23 protein-coding genes are annotated in these 16,522 nt (G+C 49.7%); 16 read left to right on the forward strand and 7 right to left on the reverse strand.

All coding sequences use genetic code 11. The features are described 5' to 3' along the window. Position 1: 1 nt before the first annotated feature. The 3 genes from ACMV8I_RS02590 to ACMV8I_RS02600 all read right to left on the reverse strand — a co-directional run bounded on the left by ACMV8I_RS02590 (position 2) and on the right by ACMV8I_RS02600 (position 1,899). Positions 2-520 (reverse strand): HD family hydrolase, encoded by a 519-nt coding sequence (locus tag ACMV8I_RS02590; protein WP_498863651.1) that lies wholly within the window; start codon positions 518-520, stop codon positions 2-4. Positions 521-663: 143 nt separating this feature from the next. Continuing rightward, on the reverse strand, positions 664-1,491 hold the full coding sequence (locus ACMV8I_RS02595) for a YfdQ family protein (RefSeq protein ID WP_498863652.1): 828 nt from the start codon (positions 1,489-1,491) through the stop codon (positions 664-666). Positions 1,492-1,527: 36 nt separating this feature from the next. Continuing rightward, entirely contained in the window at positions 1,528-1,899 is a 372-nt protein-coding gene (locus tag ACMV8I_RS02600) for a YfdP family phage-associated protein (RefSeq protein WP_498863653.1), read from the reverse strand. Between the two features lie 767 nt (positions 1,900-2,666). Between ACMV8I_RS02600 and ACMV8I_RS02605 the strand changes: the two genes are divergently transcribed. Then, complete coding sequence (locus tag ACMV8I_RS02605) at positions 2,667-2,927, forward strand: hypothetical protein (protein WP_498863654.1); 261 nt, start codon at positions 2,667-2,669, stop codon at positions 2,925-2,927. A 147-nt stretch (positions 2,928-3,074) separates the two neighbouring features. Here ACMV8I_RS02605 and ACMV8I_RS02610 read toward each other — a convergent pair whose 3' ends face one another. Continuing rightward, on the reverse strand, positions 3,075-3,437 hold the full coding sequence (locus ACMV8I_RS02610) for a helix-turn-helix domain-containing protein (RefSeq protein WP_498863655.1): 363 nt from the start codon (positions 3,435-3,437) through the stop codon (positions 3,075-3,077). 669 nt (positions 3,438-4,106) lie between these two features. Further along, complete coding sequence (locus ACMV8I_RS02615; protein WP_498863656.1) at positions 4,107-4,790, reverse strand: LexA family protein; 684 nt, start codon at positions 4,788-4,790, stop codon at positions 4,107-4,109. A 100-nt stretch (positions 4,791-4,890) separates the two neighbouring features. Here ACMV8I_RS02615 and ACMV8I_RS02620 point away from each other — a divergent pair, with 100 nt between their 5' ends. From ACMV8I_RS02620 to ACMV8I_RS02665, 10 genes are all read left to right on the forward strand, one after another. Beyond that, the gene (locus ACMV8I_RS02620; RefSeq protein ID WP_498863657.1) at positions 4,891-5,133 is read left to right on the forward strand and encodes a transcriptional regulator; all 243 of its coding nucleotides are present in this window, start codon (positions 4,891-4,893) and stop codon (positions 5,131-5,133) included. Positions 5,134-5,161: 28 nt separating this feature from the next. Then, positions 5,162-5,692 (forward strand): YmfL family putative regulatory protein, encoded by a 531-nt coding sequence (locus ACMV8I_RS02625; RefSeq protein WP_498863658.1) that lies wholly within the window; start codon positions 5,162-5,164, stop codon positions 5,690-5,692. A 206-nt stretch (positions 5,693-5,898) separates the two neighbouring features. Next, positions 5,899-7,017, forward strand: coding sequence for a conserved phage C-terminal domain-containing protein (locus ACMV8I_RS02630; protein WP_498863659.1), 1,119 nt, complete (start codon positions 5,899-5,901; stop codon positions 7,015-7,017). Beyond that, positions 7,014-7,862 carry a phage N-6-adenine-methyltransferase gene (locus tag ACMV8I_RS02635; RefSeq protein ID WP_498863660.1) on the forward strand — a complete coding sequence of 283 codons (849 nt, stop codon included), beginning with the start codon at positions 7,014-7,016 and terminating at the stop codon, positions 7,860-7,862. The genes ACMV8I_RS02630 and ACMV8I_RS02635 overlap by 4 nt, the downstream gene beginning before the upstream one ends. Continuing rightward, positions 7,859-9,844, forward strand: a complete 1,986-nt coding sequence (locus tag ACMV8I_RS02640) for a DNA cytosine methyltransferase (protein ID WP_498863661.1) — start codon at positions 7,859-7,861, stop codon at positions 9,842-9,844. Before ACMV8I_RS02635 ends, ACMV8I_RS02640 begins: the two co-directional genes overlap by 4 nt. Then, a complete protein-coding gene (locus ACMV8I_RS02645; protein ID WP_498863662.1) occupies positions 9,841-10,005 on the forward strand; it encodes a hypothetical protein in 165 nt (54 codons plus the stop codon). Before ACMV8I_RS02640 ends, ACMV8I_RS02645 begins: the two co-directional genes overlap by 4 nt. Further along, a complete protein-coding gene (locus ACMV8I_RS02650) occupies positions 9,996-10,370 on the forward strand; it encodes a RusA family crossover junction endodeoxyribonuclease (protein WP_498863663.1) in 375 nt (124 codons plus the stop codon). The genes ACMV8I_RS02645 and ACMV8I_RS02650 overlap by 10 nt, the downstream gene beginning before the upstream one ends. A gap of 14 nt (positions 10,371-10,384) precedes the next feature. Further along, positions 10,385-11,077: a phage antirepressor KilAC domain-containing protein gene (locus ACMV8I_RS02655; protein ID WP_498863664.1), complete on the forward strand. Its 693-nt coding sequence runs from the start codon at positions 10,385-10,387 to the stop codon at positions 11,075-11,077. Next, on the forward strand, positions 11,074-12,096 hold the full coding sequence (locus tag ACMV8I_RS02660) for a DUF968 domain-containing protein (RefSeq protein ID WP_498863665.1): 1,023 nt from the start codon (positions 11,074-11,076) through the stop codon (positions 12,094-12,096). The genes ACMV8I_RS02655 and ACMV8I_RS02660 overlap by 4 nt, the downstream gene beginning before the upstream one ends. A 14-nt stretch (positions 12,097-12,110) precedes the next feature. Next, positions 12,111-12,509 carry an antiterminator Q family protein gene (locus ACMV8I_RS02665; RefSeq protein WP_498863666.1) on the forward strand — a complete coding sequence of 133 codons (399 nt, stop codon included), beginning with the start codon at positions 12,111-12,113 and terminating at the stop codon, positions 12,507-12,509. A gap of 93 nt (positions 12,510-12,602) precedes the next feature. Here ACMV8I_RS02665 and ACMV8I_RS02670 read toward each other — a convergent pair whose 3' ends face one another. Then, positions 12,603-13,538 (reverse strand): hypothetical protein, encoded by a 936-nt coding sequence (locus tag ACMV8I_RS02670; protein ID WP_498863667.1) that lies wholly within the window; start codon positions 13,536-13,538, stop codon positions 12,603-12,605. Positions 13,539-13,928: 390 nt separating this feature from the next. After that, entirely contained in the window at positions 13,929-14,312 is a 384-nt protein-coding gene (locus tag ACMV8I_RS02675; RefSeq protein WP_498863668.1) for a hypothetical protein, read from the reverse strand. Between the two features lie 140 nt (positions 14,313-14,452). Between ACMV8I_RS02675 and ACMV8I_RS02680 the strand changes: the two genes are divergently transcribed. Genes ACMV8I_RS02680 through ACMV8I_RS02700 form a run of 5 tightly spaced genes read left to right on the forward strand, consistent with a single transcriptional unit; the run spans position 14,453 to position 16,522 of the window. Beyond that, the gene (locus ACMV8I_RS02680; RefSeq protein ID WP_314722365.1) at positions 14,453-14,833 is read left to right on the forward strand and encodes a phage holin family protein; all 381 of its coding nucleotides are present in this window, start codon (positions 14,453-14,455) and stop codon (positions 14,831-14,833) included. After that, positions 14,820-15,107 (forward strand): phage holin family protein, encoded by a 288-nt coding sequence (locus ACMV8I_RS02685; protein WP_498863669.1) that lies wholly within the window; start codon positions 14,820-14,822, stop codon positions 15,105-15,107. The genes ACMV8I_RS02680 and ACMV8I_RS02685 overlap by 14 nt, the downstream gene beginning before the upstream one ends. Beyond that, positions 15,104-15,733, forward strand: a complete 630-nt coding sequence (locus ACMV8I_RS02690; RefSeq protein WP_498863670.1) for a glycoside hydrolase family 19 protein — start codon at positions 15,104-15,106, stop codon at positions 15,731-15,733. The genes ACMV8I_RS02685 and ACMV8I_RS02690 overlap by 4 nt, the downstream gene beginning before the upstream one ends. Positions 15,734-15,743: 10 nt before the next feature. Continuing rightward, entirely contained in the window at positions 15,744-16,277 is a 534-nt protein-coding gene (locus tag ACMV8I_RS02695) for a lysis system i-spanin subunit Rz (protein WP_498863671.1), read from the forward strand. An 8-nt stretch (positions 16,278-16,285) separates the two neighbouring features. Further along, entirely contained in the window at positions 16,286-16,522 is a 237-nt protein-coding gene (locus ACMV8I_RS02700) for a hypothetical protein (RefSeq protein WP_498863672.1), read from the forward strand.

Here is a 16,522-nt window from a genome sequence, read left to right on the forward strand (position 1 = left end):
ATCAGAACATCAGTTCTTCCCAGCGGCGCATGAATAAAGCTCTGGCCTGAACTGGGTTGAGAGGTGAAATTAGAAAGTCCGCAGGATTGATACCTTCAAGCACCGGCCAGTGATTTTCGAGGTCCACTTCCAGATCCCGGCGTTCGGTGGCTAGCATGATCAGGTCAGCGGTTTTTACGAGGGCGCTCATTTCAGGGGGCAGCTCGTACTTTTCGCGGATCAGGGTATCAATGCTCTTTTCAATGCGCGCGTAATCCGGCAGCAGGCACTTAAGAGGTGAGGGGATATCTTTCATATACGCTTCAGTTGCATCGTGTAAGAGCGCTTCGCGCTGGCACTGTGGCGGCACGATCAGACTGCACAGAACAGAGTGCTGAGCCACACTGTAGAACTCGGCAATTTGCCCAGCAAAGCGGCATTCGTGTGAGAGCCCCTGTGCGATATCGTTGATATTGAAAGCCAGTAGGTTTGGATTTGAGAAATCCAGATGCTGGCCGGAGAAGGTGGTTAACCAGGTCATAAAATTACTCCACACATTAAGAGAAAAATAAGCAGCACGCTGTTTTTGGGTTGAAAGAGTCCCTTGCCAGTGATGGCAATTAAATTTCAGTAATAACGATTCACTAAATGCCCCGATGGGTTAGGGCATTTAAGGCTGCGCTATCAGGCTTTGAATTCACCGATAAACGTTTCAACTTCTACGTCGGTGAAGTTGGTTTCGAGCAGCTCGCGGAACTCGGTCGCCATATGCTCTTCTTCGGTTTCCAGCTGGACAATGCGCAGAACCAGCACCGGAGCATTGCCGCCGGTCAAGACGCTGTAGCGTAGGCGGAAGCGGCGATCACCCAGACCTTCATACGGCACGCACTTAAATTCGAAAGCCGCTGGCATGACTTCTTTGCTTTTTGCTTCCACGCTTTCCATCACTGACCGCTTGGCACCGAAATCACTGTCTTCATGATCCGCAGAACTGGATGCTTCGATGGTGATCTTGCGAACTCCTCCGATCGCTTTCTTGATGTCCAGCACTTCCCCGTCAGCCGTGAAAGCAATCAGGAATTCAGACCAGTCTTCCAGCCACTCAGCCAAATCTTTCTGCGAGTTTTTGCAGCCGTTGATGCCCAGCAATGCCTGAAATGGTGCTGTGCGCTTCAATTTTAGAACGGCTGTGTTATCAGCGTGTCCTGGTGTGGCCAGTGTGCCGAGGTTGAAAACGGTAACTGCGGCCATGCTGTCGGCATTGATGAAACAGCGAACCCCTACATCTGCAAACTCTTTGCAGTATCGGGAGAAGTCCAGAATGCTGGCAGTTTCCATTTTGCCGCGAAAGCGGAACCGACCATCTTGCAGGTTTTCAAGGGAGTGGATCCGCACGGATTCAGGCAAAGCAACAGCAGGGCAGTCAGCTGAGGACAGGCGCTCTTCTAGCAGAGCCGAAAGGGACATATCCCGGACTTCTTTGATTGCTGATGCATCTAAAACTTGAGACATAACAATTTCCTTTTTTCGGAAGGGTTAATACGATGGTTATCGCTTGTCGCGGAGCTTGCCGTCTGGTTCGCCAGCGATAGAGAAGAGTTGGCCCTGATCTTCTTGCATGATTGTGAGCTTCCCGCCTTTGCCGACATACATCGGTGTCTCGGTCTTATCTTCTTCTGAAGACTTACCGCGCGGTGTTGGTGAAACAAATTTCAGTTTGTGGCTCAGCATCACGCGCTTCTCTTCCATCGTGTTGCTCATGCGGTCAACGTCGATTTCGATCACGACTTTGCCTTTGCCGCCGTTATTCAGAACACCAAACGCAACAGCATTCAGCGCAGCGGCAATCTTGTTTTCGAAAATCCCGGCATCGAGTTCAGAAAGGAACTCCGGGACGTTGGTCATACGATTTTCAGCCATTCACCAGCCCTCATTTATCGCAGCGGGTGCTGCGTCAATTACTCACACACATAGAAAAGGGCCGCCGGTAATGCACATGGCGTGCTGGTGGGTGCCAGCGAACCCTTGTCTATGTCTGCGTTAAAAAGTGCGACTGAACCAGGTTGAACATTATCCTCGCTCCCCCTGATGTTGGTTGATTGAAGAGCCTGGTCAGTCGCAAAGAACTACACACAGCAATTACCACTTTTCCAGAGTGATGAAGTAGGGCGGCGGGAGTCGAACCCGCAACCGGGTAGGGAACCCGGCCATCCCCTGATGCTTGCCACAACGCGAAGAGCACTACCGGTGTCCGAATTGAACGGACCTTTTCGTTGCCCACCGCCAAACACTGAAGTTTGTCGCTCGGAATTGAACCAAGCTCTATGCCTTGCTCGTCAGTGCCCTTCGCGTTGCGTGCTGGTCTTTCCCAGCGGTCACTGCCATGAGAGTGCAGGCAGGTCACTGACCAGATAACGCGCTGGATCAACTCGCGGTTGCGGTGGCCGGTACTGCTTTCTTTCCGGCTTTCAGTCTGGTGTTGCCAGTGTCCCGCACGGGTTAGAAGTCCGCCGCGCATCAGCCTACGCATTCACCACAACGTTAAGAGCACTGATTCTGTGGTTAGAAAGTTGATTGTTAGTGAGACTCTCAACAACCAGTGCCCTTATCGTTGTGTGCCTGGTTACTTCTCCACCTCAGGCGGCGGTGGTATCTTGGGCGTTATCACACAACCAAGAGCAAAACAAATGTCAGGAAATCAACTCCCATTAGGGCTCAGTGAATTGATCAACCAACTCGAAGTAGAAAACTCAGCAACAAAAAGATTTTTAATCGGGTTAGTTCGAACTTTAACGCCAGAGCAGCGCCTTACACTTACTGACACCATCTTTGAACTTAACCAACTAGCCGAGTCCACCATTCCACAAAACAACGACCTACTTTTGGCAAGAGGGAGGGCGATTTCTGAGAAGACAATTGCTCTTCTTGGATCTGCAAAAGAAGGTTAAGTCTTTCAGTTTCAGATTTCCTAAAACCCTCAAGCGGGCATTTATTAGGAGGGTTATTCACACGAAATCTGAATTGCTCAAGAGACATCGGCCCGGCTTCTTTAGGTGGCTTATCCATTTTGAGACCTCATTAAGCTGTTGTAGGGTTTACTGCGCTTCACTCATTCCTATGGAAATTAAATACGCATCTAAATCGCTCCGGAGATACGTCGCTTTTCCTCTGATCTTCCGGAATGGGATTTTTTCTCTTCCTGAATGTGCCCAATTAGCGAGGGTTTGTGTTTTAACCCCTATATGCTTTGCAGCTTCTTCACGTGACAAGTTTTCGCTTGTGCTTATATTGTGACGTGCTGAACTCAGGTTAAAATCCAATATGTCAAATGCGAAAATTATGGAACCGAGAGCCATTTGTTCTATCGTTTTGTAGTTTTCACTTTCAATAGAATCTAGGGCATTTCGCGCTGACTCAACCACTATAAGCCAGGCTTCTTTCTGCTCCTGCGTACCCATCCTGTCACCTCTAAGCTGTTGTGTTCTTATCGTTGTGTTGCCCTGATGGAATAAAATATACTTACAAGTAATCAGCAAGTAAATACTCCAGAGTAAATTTTATCGGATTTGATTTTAAGTTGATGAATTTAATTATTATATTTTTTAATAAATCGATAGATATGTGGGGTGTTGAATTTAAAATAAGATGACTATGGAGGTTTTTTGAAGAAAATAGAGAGGGACGAAAAGGGCAGAAACTCTGGAAGGTATGGCAGTTACCTCAAACCAAGGACATGAATGATAAGGCCAGTTATGGAAATGGCTAATGCAAATGCTGCAAGCCTTCTCCAGGAGATTTGAGTACCATCACTCTCTTCCAATGCAGGGGCTGACATAACATCACTACCGCAGTGCTTACATTTAATAGCCTGCCGCATTATTGGCTCAGCGCAGAATGGGCATGGAGGACTATTAGAAGAGTTCACAGAAGAGGTGTTATCTGAAGGTATTACCAAAGCGTGGATAATCGCTACTATAAATAGTAGAAAGCCATAGAGCCACCAGGCTCCGAAAGATCTACCTTTGCTTTGAGCAATAAAGGCAGGTATTAATCCAAGTAGTGCTGCTGCAAAGAATAACGTCATTAATTAAATAATCCACTATAAACCTTAAAATCAATGGGTTAAGTTATGGTAAGTTTGCGATTTTCGCATCTACCACAACACCAATAATTTTGCAGTTACCGTTAATTTCAGTCATTGGCCAGTGAGGGTTGAGAGCCTTCAAAAATTTCCGTCCGGCATCTACAACGTATTTTTTAAATGTAGCTTCATTATCAGATTCAAGCTTTGCAACAATCAACTTTCCGTTCGTAGCTTCAACTTCTGGGTCAACTAAAATAACCATACCTTCTGGGATACTCAGCCCTGCTGGCGCGGTCATTGAGTCACCTTTCACATCAAGCCAAAATGAGTTTTCAGAACACTCCACAGTCGTCTCAAGCCAACGATCAATGCTTTTGCGATGATAGGGCTCAACAGCTTCAGACCATGCACCTGCACTGACCCAGCTGATTACAGGATAACTGCCGGCAGGTTCATTAAATCCAACAAATGATACGTTGTTGTTTTCCTGTGAAATTCCATCCATCCAGCCCCGATTTAGTTTTAAAGCATCCTCGATTTGTCGTACGGATTTTTCCCCGATATTTCTCTTACCAGCTTTACCTTCAGGGTAAAGCATTCGTGAAATAACAGTTACATCAATACCAGTAGCCTCAGAAAAAGCTCTCTGCGTTTCAAATCGCTCTACCAACTCCTTCAGCTTTAGTCGGCGGCACTCAAATACTTGAGAATTATTGTCTTCTTTCATACCCGCATCTTACTAAAAATTACTCACAGGTAAATGACCTGTGAGTATTGATTAAAGTTTACTTGTAAGTATACTTTGATTGACTACCTCAGGAGGAAACATGGACACACTTAGAATTTATCTCAATGCCCTGAGCATCGGTGAGCAACGTGACTTTGCAGCCAAATGCAGCACCTCCGTTGAGTACCTTCGCAAGGCAATCAGTAAGAAACAAAAATTAGGACCCGCTTTATCAGTATTGATCGAAACAAGCTCTGACGGGGCTGTGAGTCGTAAGGATCTGCATCCTGATGACTGGCAGGGAATCTGGCCTGAATTGAATTCTATAGCCCCTGCGGCATAAGCGTAACCACAAAGCGAGGTAACACATTGTGGACAACAAAAACTTTCCAGTTCCGGACGACATAACCACAGCAATGCACAAGATGATCACGTCTTTTGCTGGTGGATATAGCGCGATGGCTGAGCGTTTGGCACATGACGGCACTCATAACGCCTTAAGTAACCGCGTTCGCCAAGTTGGAGGCCAGATGGTGCCATTCGGCATGGCTATCGATATGGAGTCAATTTCCGGCCGTTCGGATATCACCGAAGCAATGTGCAAGAGAAACGGCGGAACATTCGTCAAATTTCCAGAAATTGCGGAAATGGGAAATGAAGAACTTCTGATCAAGTTCAATGAACTTTTGACTGCTCTTGGACAGTTCGCTCAGGTGCACAACGAATTCACCGCGGATGGTGTGCTGGATCGCGATGAAAGTAAGCGTATGCGGATCAAGGGTTATAGGGTTCAGAGTTTGGTGGCGGAGATCATGGTCGTGACTGAGATGCTATTCGGAGAGGGTGACGCCCCAAGTGTGCAGCCTGGGGCGTCGTGCGCATCAATTAAACGTGTGGAGTAATTAAACGCATGAACAGTGTAAACCGTGTTCGACCAGCAGTGCAATTTCAATGTATATCGCAGTGCCCGTGCAGGTATGTCCAGATAGTACGGGAGCCCGGAAAAGCCATCAACCACATCCCCAAGCCTAACGCTGTGGTTGATCGGTATTGGAATTGGTGCCGCCGCGCGGCACTCAAGGCTAAGTCAGAAAGGGAAGGTTGATTTATGAGCCGGATATTTGAAATTGTTCAGGCCATGTCAGGGCAGGGGAATTGCATCACCATTCCTACCCCATATCTGGACTTTGTTTTCGGTGACCCTCAGGCGCACCTGCTGGGCGCTATTCTGAACCAGCTTGTGTTCTGGTCAGGTAAGCCATCGTCTCAGGACAATGGCTGGTTCTATAAGACACACGAAGAGCTTGCCGCAGAGATTCGTGGCGTTAAACCCGATCAGGTTCGTAAGGCCGTCGACAAGCTGATCACCAAGTACTTGCCTGGCATCATTGAGGAAGCAAAACGCCAAGTTAACGGCACAGTGAAGAAGCATTATCGCGTTGATGGTGACGCGTTAATTATAAAGATTTTCCCGCCTCAACCCGCACCGGCTATGGGTTCGGCAGTATTGCCGAATGGGAATGGCGATATTGCCAAACCGGAACGGCAAATAAGCCAAACGGGAACGGCAGTATTGCCGACAGGGAACGGCAATATTGCCGAACCTATTCTCTATACAGATCACTACACAGATCAACACAAACAGATCATTAAACCCTCTTGTCCGCCGGCTGCGCCGACAGACGGGGAGGAATTTATTTCTGAACGGTTGACGAGAGAAGCCATTGAAGTCGTGCAGCACTTATCGAAGCTGACCAGCGTGACGTTCGAATTGACCGACGGCAATTTGCAACATATTCGCGCCCGTCTACGGAACGTAACGGCCACCAAAGCTGAAATGCTGGTTGTTGTTGATCACCTCGTTGCTTGCTGGCTGGGTACGAAGTACGCTCGCGGGCTGAACCCGTCGACCATCTTCTCATCCGACAAATTCTCTTCAAATCTTCTGGCGGCGAAAGCCTGGGATACCGCTGGACGCCCAGCGTGTTCCAGTGAAGCCAAAGCTGATAATCCGGCTTTGGAAGATACCGCTGAGCGCGATGCTGCTTATCGCCGTTTTACCTCTGGTGTAGGCGCAACGAAGAAGCCAAGCGAACTGGAGAAAGCAGTCTGTGCCGAAGCCGGCAAAGCAAACGTGAGAAACATGGGTCCAGCGTATTCGCAGCCGCGTTGGAACCAAATCTGGAAAGAGTGCGCACAGCGCCAGCAGCAAGGGGCAACAGCATGAGTAATCCATATTGTCTGGCACTCTCTGAGCAAAAAGAATTATCAACTCACAAGCTGAAAGAGGTGGGTGATCAGTGGCGCACGCCTGACTCACTTTTCTGGGGTATCAACGCAATGTTTGGCCCATTTGTTCTGGATCTGTTCACTGACGGTGAAAACAGTAAGTGCCAGGCATTTTATACAGCTGAAGATAATGCGTTGAATCAGGACTGGTCGGCGCGGCTCGCTGAATTACACGGTGCCGCATTCGGCAACCCACCGTATTCCCGCGCCACTCAACATGAAGGCCAGTACATCACTGGGATGACTCATATTATCCGCCACTTGGGCGAAATGCGTGAGAAAGGTGGGCGGTATGTCTTCCTGCTTAAAGCGGCAACAGGCGAAACATGGTGGCCAGAGCATGCGGATCACATTGCATTTATCCGTGGGCGTATCGGTTTTGACCTGCCGACATGGTACCGGCCAGAAGAAGGGCAGCCAGTAGCATCATCAGCGGGTTTCGGTGCGGCTATTGTTGTGTTTGATAAATCTTGGTCTGGCAGTGCTTTCAGCTATATTGATCGCCAGCGGCTGTTAGCGCATGGGGAAGCATTCCTTGCGCAGATCCGCCGCGAAGTTGAAAAACTCACCCCCACGCCGCTTTTGGCAGACACAAGCAACACTGTGTGGCCATTTGAAGTTAATCAGATTTTCGATCAGGTTCCATCTGCTGGTGACCTTGCCAACCATCTTCAAAACAAGCTGCGCAATCACATCAACCGTTTAAAAATCGAAGGCTATCCAATGGCCGCAATTATCAACACTGCCAGCACGCTAGCTGCTGTCATGGGAGCTAAAGCATGAAAGAAATCATCGTAGATAATTTTGCTGGCGGCGGCGGTGCGAGTACAGGTATTGAGATGGCAACGGGCCGCAGCGTTGATATCGCGATCAACCACGACGAGAACGCTATTGCCATGCACAGCACCAATCATCCTGAAACCTTGCATTACTGCGAGTCCGTGTTTGATGTTGACCCTATAGCTGCGACCGCCGGCCGTCCTGTTGGTCTTGCATGGTTCAGCCCGGATTGCCGTCACTTCAGCAAAGCTAAGGGCAGCAAACCCGTTAAGAAAGAAATCCGTGGTCTGGCGTGGATTGTGATCCGCTGGGCGCTGGCCAAACGTCCGCGTGTAATGATGCTGGAAAACGTCGAAGAGTTTAAAACGTGGGGTCCGCTGCTAACTGCTGAAGACGGCACCGAACATCCGGATCGGGAGCGGGCAGGGGAAACCTTCGCTGCTTTCATTGCGATGCTGACAACCGGCATTGCCGCTGATCATCCGGCTATCGCTGAATGCTGCGAAGTGCTAAACATCGATGTGAGCAGCGACGACGTCCGTCGACTGATCGCCGGTCTGGGCTACGTTGTTGATCACCGCGAGTTGCGGGCGTGCGACTACGGCGCGCCGACTATCAGAAAACGCTTCTTTATGGTCATGCGCTGCGATGGCCAGCCGGTTCAGTGGCCAGTGGCCAGCCACGGCGATCCCAAGTCTCTCGATGTGCAGAGCGGCAAGCTGGCGCCATACCGCACCGCCGCCGAGTGCATTGACTGGTCTATCCCATGCCCGAGTATCTTCGAGCGTAAAAAGCCTCTGGCAGAGAACACGCTAAAGCGTATTGCTCGAGGAATTCAGCGTTTTGTGATCGATAACCCGACGCCGTTTATCGTGAAGTGCAATCACACCAGCACCAAAACCAGTTACGACTGCTTCCGTGGCCAGCCATTGGATGAGCCTCTGCAGACGATCACTAAAACCCACGGTTACGCGGTCGTTACGCCGCACATCACAAAATTCCGCACAGGCGCAACTGGGCAAGAATGCAATGAGCCATTACCGACGATCACCGCTGGAAGTTCTGAGCGCCCAGGCGGGAATGGTCATGCTCTCGGCATGGTTGAAGCAACTCTGTCGCCTTTCATTGCTGGCGCTGGTGGCTCTGAATATCAGGGTAAACCGCGTGCTGCTGATGTCCCGCTTCACACTGTCATGAAAGAATCACATTCGGCACTTATTGCGCCAATCATTGCCCGGATCGGCCAGACCGGTTTTGGCGGTGATCGGATGGCGTATGAAGCGGGCAAGCCGCTGACAACAATCACAAGCAAAGCCGAGCATTTATTAGTTGCACCGGTGATCGCTCGTCAGTTTGGTAATAGCGTAGGCCATGCTGCCGACGAGCCAAACGGGACAATTACGGCGGGCGGCGGCGGTAAAAGCCAGTTATGCGCTGCGTTCCTCGCGAAGCATTTTGGCGGAAATTACACCGGCGCTGGCGCTGCGATGGATACACCGGCGCACACCGTCACGACAACCGATCACCATGCACTGGTCACTTCCAACCTGATCAAACTGCGCGGTACCTGCAAAGATGGTCAGCCTGTCACGCAACCAGCGCCGACTATTACGGCCGGCGGCCTGCACATCGGTGAGGTTCGCGCTTTCCTACTCAAGTACTACGGCAACGAGAAAGAGGGAGTCAGCCTAGACGAGTCCCTGCATACCGTCACCACGAATGACCGGTTTGGCCTGGTCACTGTTGAGGGTGTGGATTATCAAATAGTGGACATCGGCATGCGCATGCTTCAACCGCATGAGCTCTACGCGGCGCAGGGTTTCCCTTCCTGGTACATCATCGATCAGGACTACCGTGGAACGAAATATGCAAAAGACAAGCAAGTGGCGCGCTGTGGCAATGCTGTACCTCCACCCTTCGCCGAAGCGCTTGTCCGGGCAAACCTGCCAGAGATGTGTGTCGATCGGAATGAGGTGGCAGCGTGAACGAATTACAAAACCTTTGGTTATCTTCATACCGCAATTGGCTTCAGGCAGCTTCCCCATTGGGGGAGCTTTCCCCAAGTGATTACACCGAAGCGAAGGAATTCGCTGATAGCGTCCTCAAAAGCCTGCTTGATTTAAACGGTGGTGCGGTATGCAACTGACCCTGCCATTCCCACCGAGTGTAAACGGCTACTGGCGCGCCACCAGCAAAGGCATGCTGATCAGCGCACGCGGTCGGGTTTACCGGTCAAACGCTATCGCCGCAGTGTATGAGCAACTGAAGCGCAAGCCGCAGCCACTGACCACTGAACTCGAAGTGCATGTTGTTCTGTTCCCGCCGACCCGTGCACGCCGTGATCTGGATAACTTCCAAAAAGCGTTGTTCGACAGCCTGACGCATGCCGGAGTGTGGGCCGACGACAGCCAGGTGAAGCGAATGACCGTTGAGTGGGGAGACTTAACGAAAGAAGGGAAAGCAGAAATAAGAATCATTGATTTCAAACCAGCCGGTGTGCAGCCGGCTTAATGTGTGGGGTATTTATGTCGAACAGTTTGCTGTCAGGAAAAGTGGTAACGATGTCGAGCCGTGAAATTGCGAAGCTGGTGCAGAGCAAGCACAGCGACGTGAAGCGGTCGGCGGAAAGGCTGGTAATTGGTGAAGTTTTAAGCGCGCCATTGGCGCACACCCCCTATCTGCATGAACAGAACGGTCAGGAATATCAGGAATACTGGTTCAATAAGCGTGATTCGCTGGTGCTGGTGGCGCAGCTATCACCTCAGTTCACCGCCGCAGTTATTGACCGGTGGCAAGAACTGGAAGCAAAGAGCGTGGTCCCTCAGTCGTTACCAGAGGCTTTGCGGTTGGCGGCAGATCTGGCCGAAGAGAAGCAGGTTCTTGAATGCCAACTAGCGCTAGCGGCCCCGAAGGTAGAATTTGTCGATCAGTATGTCACTGCAAAAGGTTCGATGGGCTTCCGGTCGGTCTGCAAATTACTTCAGGCCAAAGAGCCGGAGTTTCGTTTATTCCTGCTTGATAAAGGGATTGTGTACCGTCAGGACGGTCAATTCACGCCATACAGCACTCACACTGATGCCGGACGGTTTGAGATGAAAACCGGCACCAGTCAGATCAATCAGCATGCTTTCCGTCAGGCAAGATTTACGCCGAAAGGTGTGCAGTGGATTGCGGGCCTATGGGCTGATTATCTGCGACAGAAACAGGAGGTCGCGTGAGAGCATTATTAACGCCATACCCGCAGCGCGACGCAAGCATTGTGATATTCAAGCCTGGTACCGCATTGATGGGATTGTTTGCGCATAAACGACTGCTGATCTCGACAGTGCCAGAAGAACTGAAGGATTTTCCGATTGGTGAGATCCCCGCAGTAACTCAGTCGCTGGTGGACGATCAGCGGCTTCACGGTTTCTTCACCAATGATCGGGTGATCAATGCAGCTGGTGGTATCTGGGGCATGAAAAGCTGGTTGGAAGCTATGCCGTGCTGTCAGTGGAAGAACGCGCCAGACGGCTATCATGATAACAATTTGGGGGTACTGGACTACGACAACAGCGCCGTTCGCCTGTGCTGGCATCATGAGCACAAACTTGGACAAATGATCCTGCCTGAGCTTGACCGGCTGGCTTACCAGAATCTTGCCATGTGGGTAGTGCATACGGCGCTGCACCGATTGAAGTTACCGCAGGGCCACCAGCTAAGTTTCTTTGAACTCTGCTGGTGGGCTGTAACCATTGGGGTAATAGACGTGATGCCCGACTCAGCAGCGCGCCATGCCCTGCGCTGGAAGCCAGCAGAGCCCATTAAGTCAGTGGGCCGCGAGTCCGACATAGTGCCAGAAGATCCACCAGCTAAAGTCCTGGCCGAGCGTACTGAACCAGTTAAAGCCGTCTTATATATAGCCGTTGACCCGGAAACACCTGAATCATTGATGCTTCGACCGAAGCGCCGACGCTGGGAAAGCGCCAAATATACCCAATGGGTAAAGCGTCAGCCATGTTGCGGTTGTGGTGATCAGGCTGATGATCCGCATCATATAACCGGAAACGGGCTGGGCGGTATGGCGACAAAAGCGCATGACCTGTTTGTTATCCCGCTGTGCAGGCGGTGCCATGACGCACTACATGCGAATACGAAGGGCTGGGAAGAAGAGAACGGCAACCAGATTTTATTGGTGCTGAAGACAATCGATAGCGCGCTGGCGATGGGTGTTATCGCTACCGGCAGGCAAAAATAAGTGTGGAGAGAATAATGCGAGATATTCAACTGGTACTGGCCCGCTACGGTGTTTGGGCTCGAGATAATTCCGGCGTGAGTTGGCCACCAATCGCAGCAGGGTTTAAAGGGCTGTTGCCTACCGAATCCAGTAAAGTGGAAACCTGCTGTGACGATGATGGGCTGATCGTTGACGCCGCCGTCGGCCGCTTGGCTGCTGTACGCAAACCGGAAGAGGTTACGCTCATTATGTTGCATTACCGTATGGGTCTGTCGAAACGGAAAATAGCGAAGATACACAAGGTAAGTGAGGGACTTATCCGCCAGCAGCTGCAGGTGGCTGAAGGATTCGTTGATGGTTGTCTGGCGATGACCGGTGCTGTGCTTGAGATGGACGCTTACACCCAGAAAATTCGAGTGGCGAAAGTTGCGTAAAATAACTCTAGTGCGCTACGCGAAAACTCTTGTAACCTGTTAAGAGTGGTCACGTAGCCACAAAGCTTACAAAATACGCTTAAGCATGACTTTTCAAATTAATTTATTTTTTTTGTTTATTTTTTGTATTTCTTGTTTTATATGTGGCTGATCGCAAAGCTGAGGATACCGAGTTTTTCTAAATGCTTGGCTTTCAGTCCCACGACTACGGCTACTTAAGTAACCTATATAAAAGCTAACTTGATGATGAAACTCAATGATTTCTTGGGCTATGCGTTCTAATGTGCCAAGTTCATAAACGTATTGTTTATTAGAAAGATCCAAATCCTCTCCATTCGCAATTGCTGCATTGCATGCAATAAAGTCTGCTTGAGATATCCATATGATATGGTCAGGTATTGCCACAGATATTCCAAAGCATCCGTGAGCTAAGTCATTTCGTTCTTTAGCTAATGCAGCTTTCCTATTGTTGTAGGCATGTAAAAGTTTAAGATCATTTTTTTCTAGGACAATTTCTCCTACGGCCGTGACAGCATTTGACTGAGCTTGACTTGTTCTTAAAGTGCTAAACACAGCTAAAACTGCTGGAACATTAGTTTGCATAAGTTCAGCGAGTAAGCGCGCATATTGAATTTCAATATCCGCCCATGAGGTGACAATTCTCCCTACTAACATAGAGGCTTTCGGCCTATCTTCAATAAAACCGACACCCATTGTAACTCGCACACCTGGATAGAATTTTTTAATCGGTTTTCTTGATGAGTTCGAAATTGGTGTTCTTGCTGGATATGAAGCAGAACGAGATTCATGTGCTTGCTGCCCTTTCAAATCATCAAAGGAATAAATACCTTCATGAAGGCATTTCATGCAAGGTATGCTCAAAGTACCATCATCTATGATAGGAAGTTTAATCGCTCCCTTTGAATTATCATCTAATACATAGATAGCTTGCGCGCATCCTTTACACTCAACAGTAAAGTACCAATCTCCTTTATTAATTTCATCTCGTCGGTGAATTCTATAAGTCATTTCAATGTCCCTAATATTATGAAAATTTAGATGAATCTCTGTAAACCCGGCCTTAGACTTACATATTATTATTCAGAGGTCTTCTTTATACGGGTTTTAAACAAAATATTTGGGTGCTACGCAATGCATCATTCATCAAATAGACCGCCAGCGAAAGATTATGCAACAGTAATGATGCTCCCGATTCCCCAAGAGGGGGCAAGGTACAGGATGTATGCACGCTGCTTAGGATCATGAAAAAAGATTATGGCGGCAAAGCAGTTTAGAAGCCAACTATGCGCCGTTGATTGCTGAAGGCGAGCAAAGACGAGCCCAAAACAAGGCTCAAGTGCATGAGCGCGGCCACTGCGAGAGTGTGGTAAAGCCCCTATTAAAAGAGGCGATAAAATATTATTTAGAAAAGTCCAGAATACAAAGATGGTCTACCAGACCTGAGGCGATACTAACTCCACCTTTTACATAATCCACTGTGTCCGTTAACTTCCCAGATGGCGTATAGAGCAAGACAGAACCGTAGCCGTTTTTGCAATCTTTCTCTGAAATAGCTACTTTTTTGTAATCGACTACAGTGTCGCTGGATTTTTCAGTTGGTACTTGCTGAATGAACAACGTTCGTATTCCATTTTCGAATCTGCCGGAACCATTCTTGAAATAAAAATTTGAGACGTCGGTTTTCGCAAAGTACGTCCATCCTTGATATTCAGGAGGGGTTTGTGCCTGTACGCCGAACGCGTTGCTAATCAAGGCGGCGCTAAGAATCCACTTAATATGCATATTATTCCCTTTTAAGATTTTTCGCATTGTGGACCGTTATTTATCACAAAAATTACACTTATTCATTATCAAACCACTGAAGTGGTTTTTTTATGCCCTCAATTTGACGGAGGACAACAACAGCGATAAGGGGTTTATCAATGTCTGAGCCGGTATCAGCTACAGCGGCTTCAACTGCACTCGCCACGGTTGGCCTGTTCGGCTGGTTTACCGGTCTGGATTATGGCGTAGTGTTTGGCGCGTTTGCTGGCGCTGTCTTCTATGTCACGTCAGCTGTTGATTTGTCAGCATGGCGGCGCATCTCGTACTTCGGTGTTTCATTCATGTGTGGCTTGCTCGGTGCCGGTGTTGCTGGCGCTAAATTGGCGGCCTGGCTCAGTTACCCTGATAAACCATTGGATGCCCTGGGAGCGGTGATCATCTCCGCACTGGCGGTGCAACTGCTGACGTTTGCCAGCAACCGGGCAAAAAACCCAACATCACTGATTGATCGGTGGAGGGGGCAAAGTGGTAATAAATGACCCGCTAGTTATCTCGAACGTGGTGTTGTGCAGCCTGGTTGTTGTGCGGCTCTGCTTTTTTCGAAAGAACGGTTCTGTTCATCGGCGCTGGGCGGCATGGCTGGCTTACCTGCTTATTTTAGCTTACGGCAGTGTCCCGCTGCGGTTCTGGTTTGATCACTACCACCACACGCATTGGGCGGCGTTCGCCCTCAACGCCATTATCTGCGTCGCTGTATTTCGCGCCGGCGGTAACGTCGCCAAACTATTCAGTGTCCTGAGGCATCAGCAATGACAAAAGACCAATTTCAACGGGCGGCTTCACTGAGCGCCGACTTAGCCGCGCGCTGGTATCCACATGTAGTGGCCGCGATGGTTGAATCCGATATTTGCACAACTGTGCGTCAGGCAGCATTCATAGCGCAAGTAGGTACGGAGTCAGGCGGCTTTAAAACTCTGTCCGAGTCGTTCAACTATTCGATCGCTGGCCTCTCCATCTTCGGTAACCGACTCACGGCTTCACAGCGTGAACAGCTTGGCCGTCGCAATGGCGAAGGTCCGCTTCCTATTGAGCGCCAGCGCGCCATCGCCAATCTGGCCTACGGTGGCCGCTACGGCAACAAAGCGGCAGGTGATGGCTATAAATTCCGAGGTCGTGGTTTGAAACAAATCACGTTCCTCGATAACTATTTGGCTTGTGGCCGCGCGTTGGGCATTGACCTAATCACTGATCCGGACTTGCTGCTGAAAGATGAATACGCGGCGCGGTCGGCGGGCTGGTTCTGGAAAGCCAATAACTGCAACAGTTTTGCTGATTCTGGTGACTTTACGGGCCTGACCAAGCAGATAAACGGCGGCGATAACGGACTGGCTGATCGCCGTGCACGTTTGGTTGTAGCCAAAAAAGCATTGTGCAACTGAGAGGCGCACTATGGGAGCATCGTTGTTCGCTCAAGTGTTGAAGGCTTACTGGAAAACAGCGGTTGCGGTCGTAATGTCCGCCGCGCTGGTTTGGTGGATTGAAGGGCTACGCTGGGATGCTGATGTTTCCAAGTTGAATGAATCGCACACAGCAGAGCTGAAGAAACAAAGCGATCAGGCTGTGATTGACCTGAATAACCAGAAGAAGCGCGCAGAGGCAGCTCAGATTGCAATTGCTGCGCTGGATGCTAAGCACACGAAGGAAATGGCAGATGAACTTGCTAAGAATGAGAGGTTGCGCGTTGATGTTGCTGCTGGTAATCGCCGGGTGCAAATCGCCGCCGCAAACATTGCCACCAGCCAGCTTATCAGGAACAGCACTTCCGGTACCGGCGGCGTGGGCGATGCAGCACAAGTCGAACTCTCTGGCGCTGGTGGACGGGCTGTTCTCGATCTCCGAGCCAGCGCCATCAAAGACGACCAAGTGATCCAATACCTTCAAGGCTACATCACGGATGTTGTGAAGCAGTGCAAACTCAAATAGGTGGAGCGATGGACGTTAAGAATTTAAGCCAGGCGCACGGTTTGTTGCAGAAGATAGGCGAACTTAAGCGTGAGCAAGACATTGTTGCTGCTGGCGGCGGGTTAGAGGTAACGGTTCAGTCGCAGTATCAGGACAATGAATTTGTCAATGCTATTCGCCCTCACGAATTAGCCGAGCTCAATAAGCGTATTCAGGCCAAGCCGGATCACCTTAAACAGCTAGGTGTGATACTTGCGGGGCAGTGA

The sequence above is a fragment of the Ewingella sp. S1.OA.A_B6 genome, assembly GCF_049889095.1.
Lineage (GTDB): Bacteria > Pseudomonadota > Gammaproteobacteria > Enterobacterales > Enterobacteriaceae > Ewingella.

Coding starts and splice junctions, on each gene's coding strand:
- ACMV8I_RS02695 (WP_498863671.1), top strand. CDS start 15,744: ATGGGAGCATCGTTGTTCGCTCAAGTGTTGAAGGCTTACTGGAAAACA.
- ACMV8I_RS02690 (WP_498863670.1), top strand. CDS start 15,104: ATGACAAAAGACCAATTTCAACGGGCGGCTTCACTGAGCGCCGACTTA.
- ACMV8I_RS02630 (WP_498863659.1), top strand. CDS start 5,899: ATGAGCCGGATATTTGAAATTGTTCAGGCCATGTCAGGGCAGGGGAAT.
- ACMV8I_RS02700 (WP_498863672.1), top strand. CDS start 16,286: ATGGACGTTAAGAATTTAAGCCAGGCGCACGGTTTGTTGCAGAAGATA.
- ACMV8I_RS02655 (WP_498863664.1), top strand. CDS start 10,385: ATGTCGAACAGTTTGCTGTCAGGAAAAGTGGTAACGATGTCGAGCCGT.
- ACMV8I_RS02590 (WP_498863651.1), bottom strand. CDS start 520: ATGACCTGGTTAACCACCTTCTCCGGCCAGCATCTGGATTTCTCAAAT.
- ACMV8I_RS02680 (WP_314722365.1), top strand. CDS start 14,453: ATGTCTGAGCCGGTATCAGCTACAGCGGCTTCAACTGCACTCGCCACG.
- ACMV8I_RS02615 (WP_498863656.1), bottom strand. CDS start 4,790: ATGAAAGAAGACAATAATTCTCAAGTATTTGAGTGCCGCCGACTAAAG.
- ACMV8I_RS02605 (WP_498863654.1), top strand. CDS start 2,667: ATGTCAGGAAATCAACTCCCATTAGGGCTCAGTGAATTGATCAACCAA.
- ACMV8I_RS02600 (WP_498863653.1), bottom strand. CDS start 1,899: ATGGCTGAAAATCGTATGACCAACGTCCCGGAGTTCCTTTCTGAACTC.
- ACMV8I_RS02635 (WP_498863660.1), top strand. CDS start 7,014: ATGAGTAATCCATATTGTCTGGCACTCTCTGAGCAAAAAGAATTATCA.
- ACMV8I_RS02670 (WP_498863667.1), bottom strand. CDS start 13,538: ATGACTTATAGAATTCACCGACGAGATGAAATTAATAAAGGAGATTGG.
- ACMV8I_RS02620 (WP_498863657.1), top strand. CDS start 4,891: ATGGACACACTTAGAATTTATCTCAATGCCCTGAGCATCGGTGAGCAA.
- ACMV8I_RS02640 (WP_498863661.1), top strand. CDS start 7,859: ATGAAAGAAATCATCGTAGATAATTTTGCTGGCGGCGGCGGTGCGAGT.
- ACMV8I_RS02665 (WP_498863666.1), top strand. CDS start 12,111: ATGCGAGATATTCAACTGGTACTGGCCCGCTACGGTGTTTGGGCTCGA.
- ACMV8I_RS02650 (WP_498863663.1), top strand. CDS start 9,996: ATGCAACTGACCCTGCCATTCCCACCGAGTGTAAACGGCTACTGGCGC.
- ACMV8I_RS02610 (WP_498863655.1), bottom strand. CDS start 3,437: ATGGGTACGCAGGAGCAGAAAGAAGCCTGGCTTATAGTGGTTGAGTCA.
- ACMV8I_RS02595 (WP_498863652.1), bottom strand. CDS start 1,491: ATGTCTCAAGTTTTAGATGCATCAGCAATCAAAGAAGTCCGGGATATG.
- ACMV8I_RS02675 (WP_498863668.1), bottom strand. CDS start 14,312: ATGCATATTAAGTGGATTCTTAGCGCCGCCTTGATTAGCAACGCGTTC.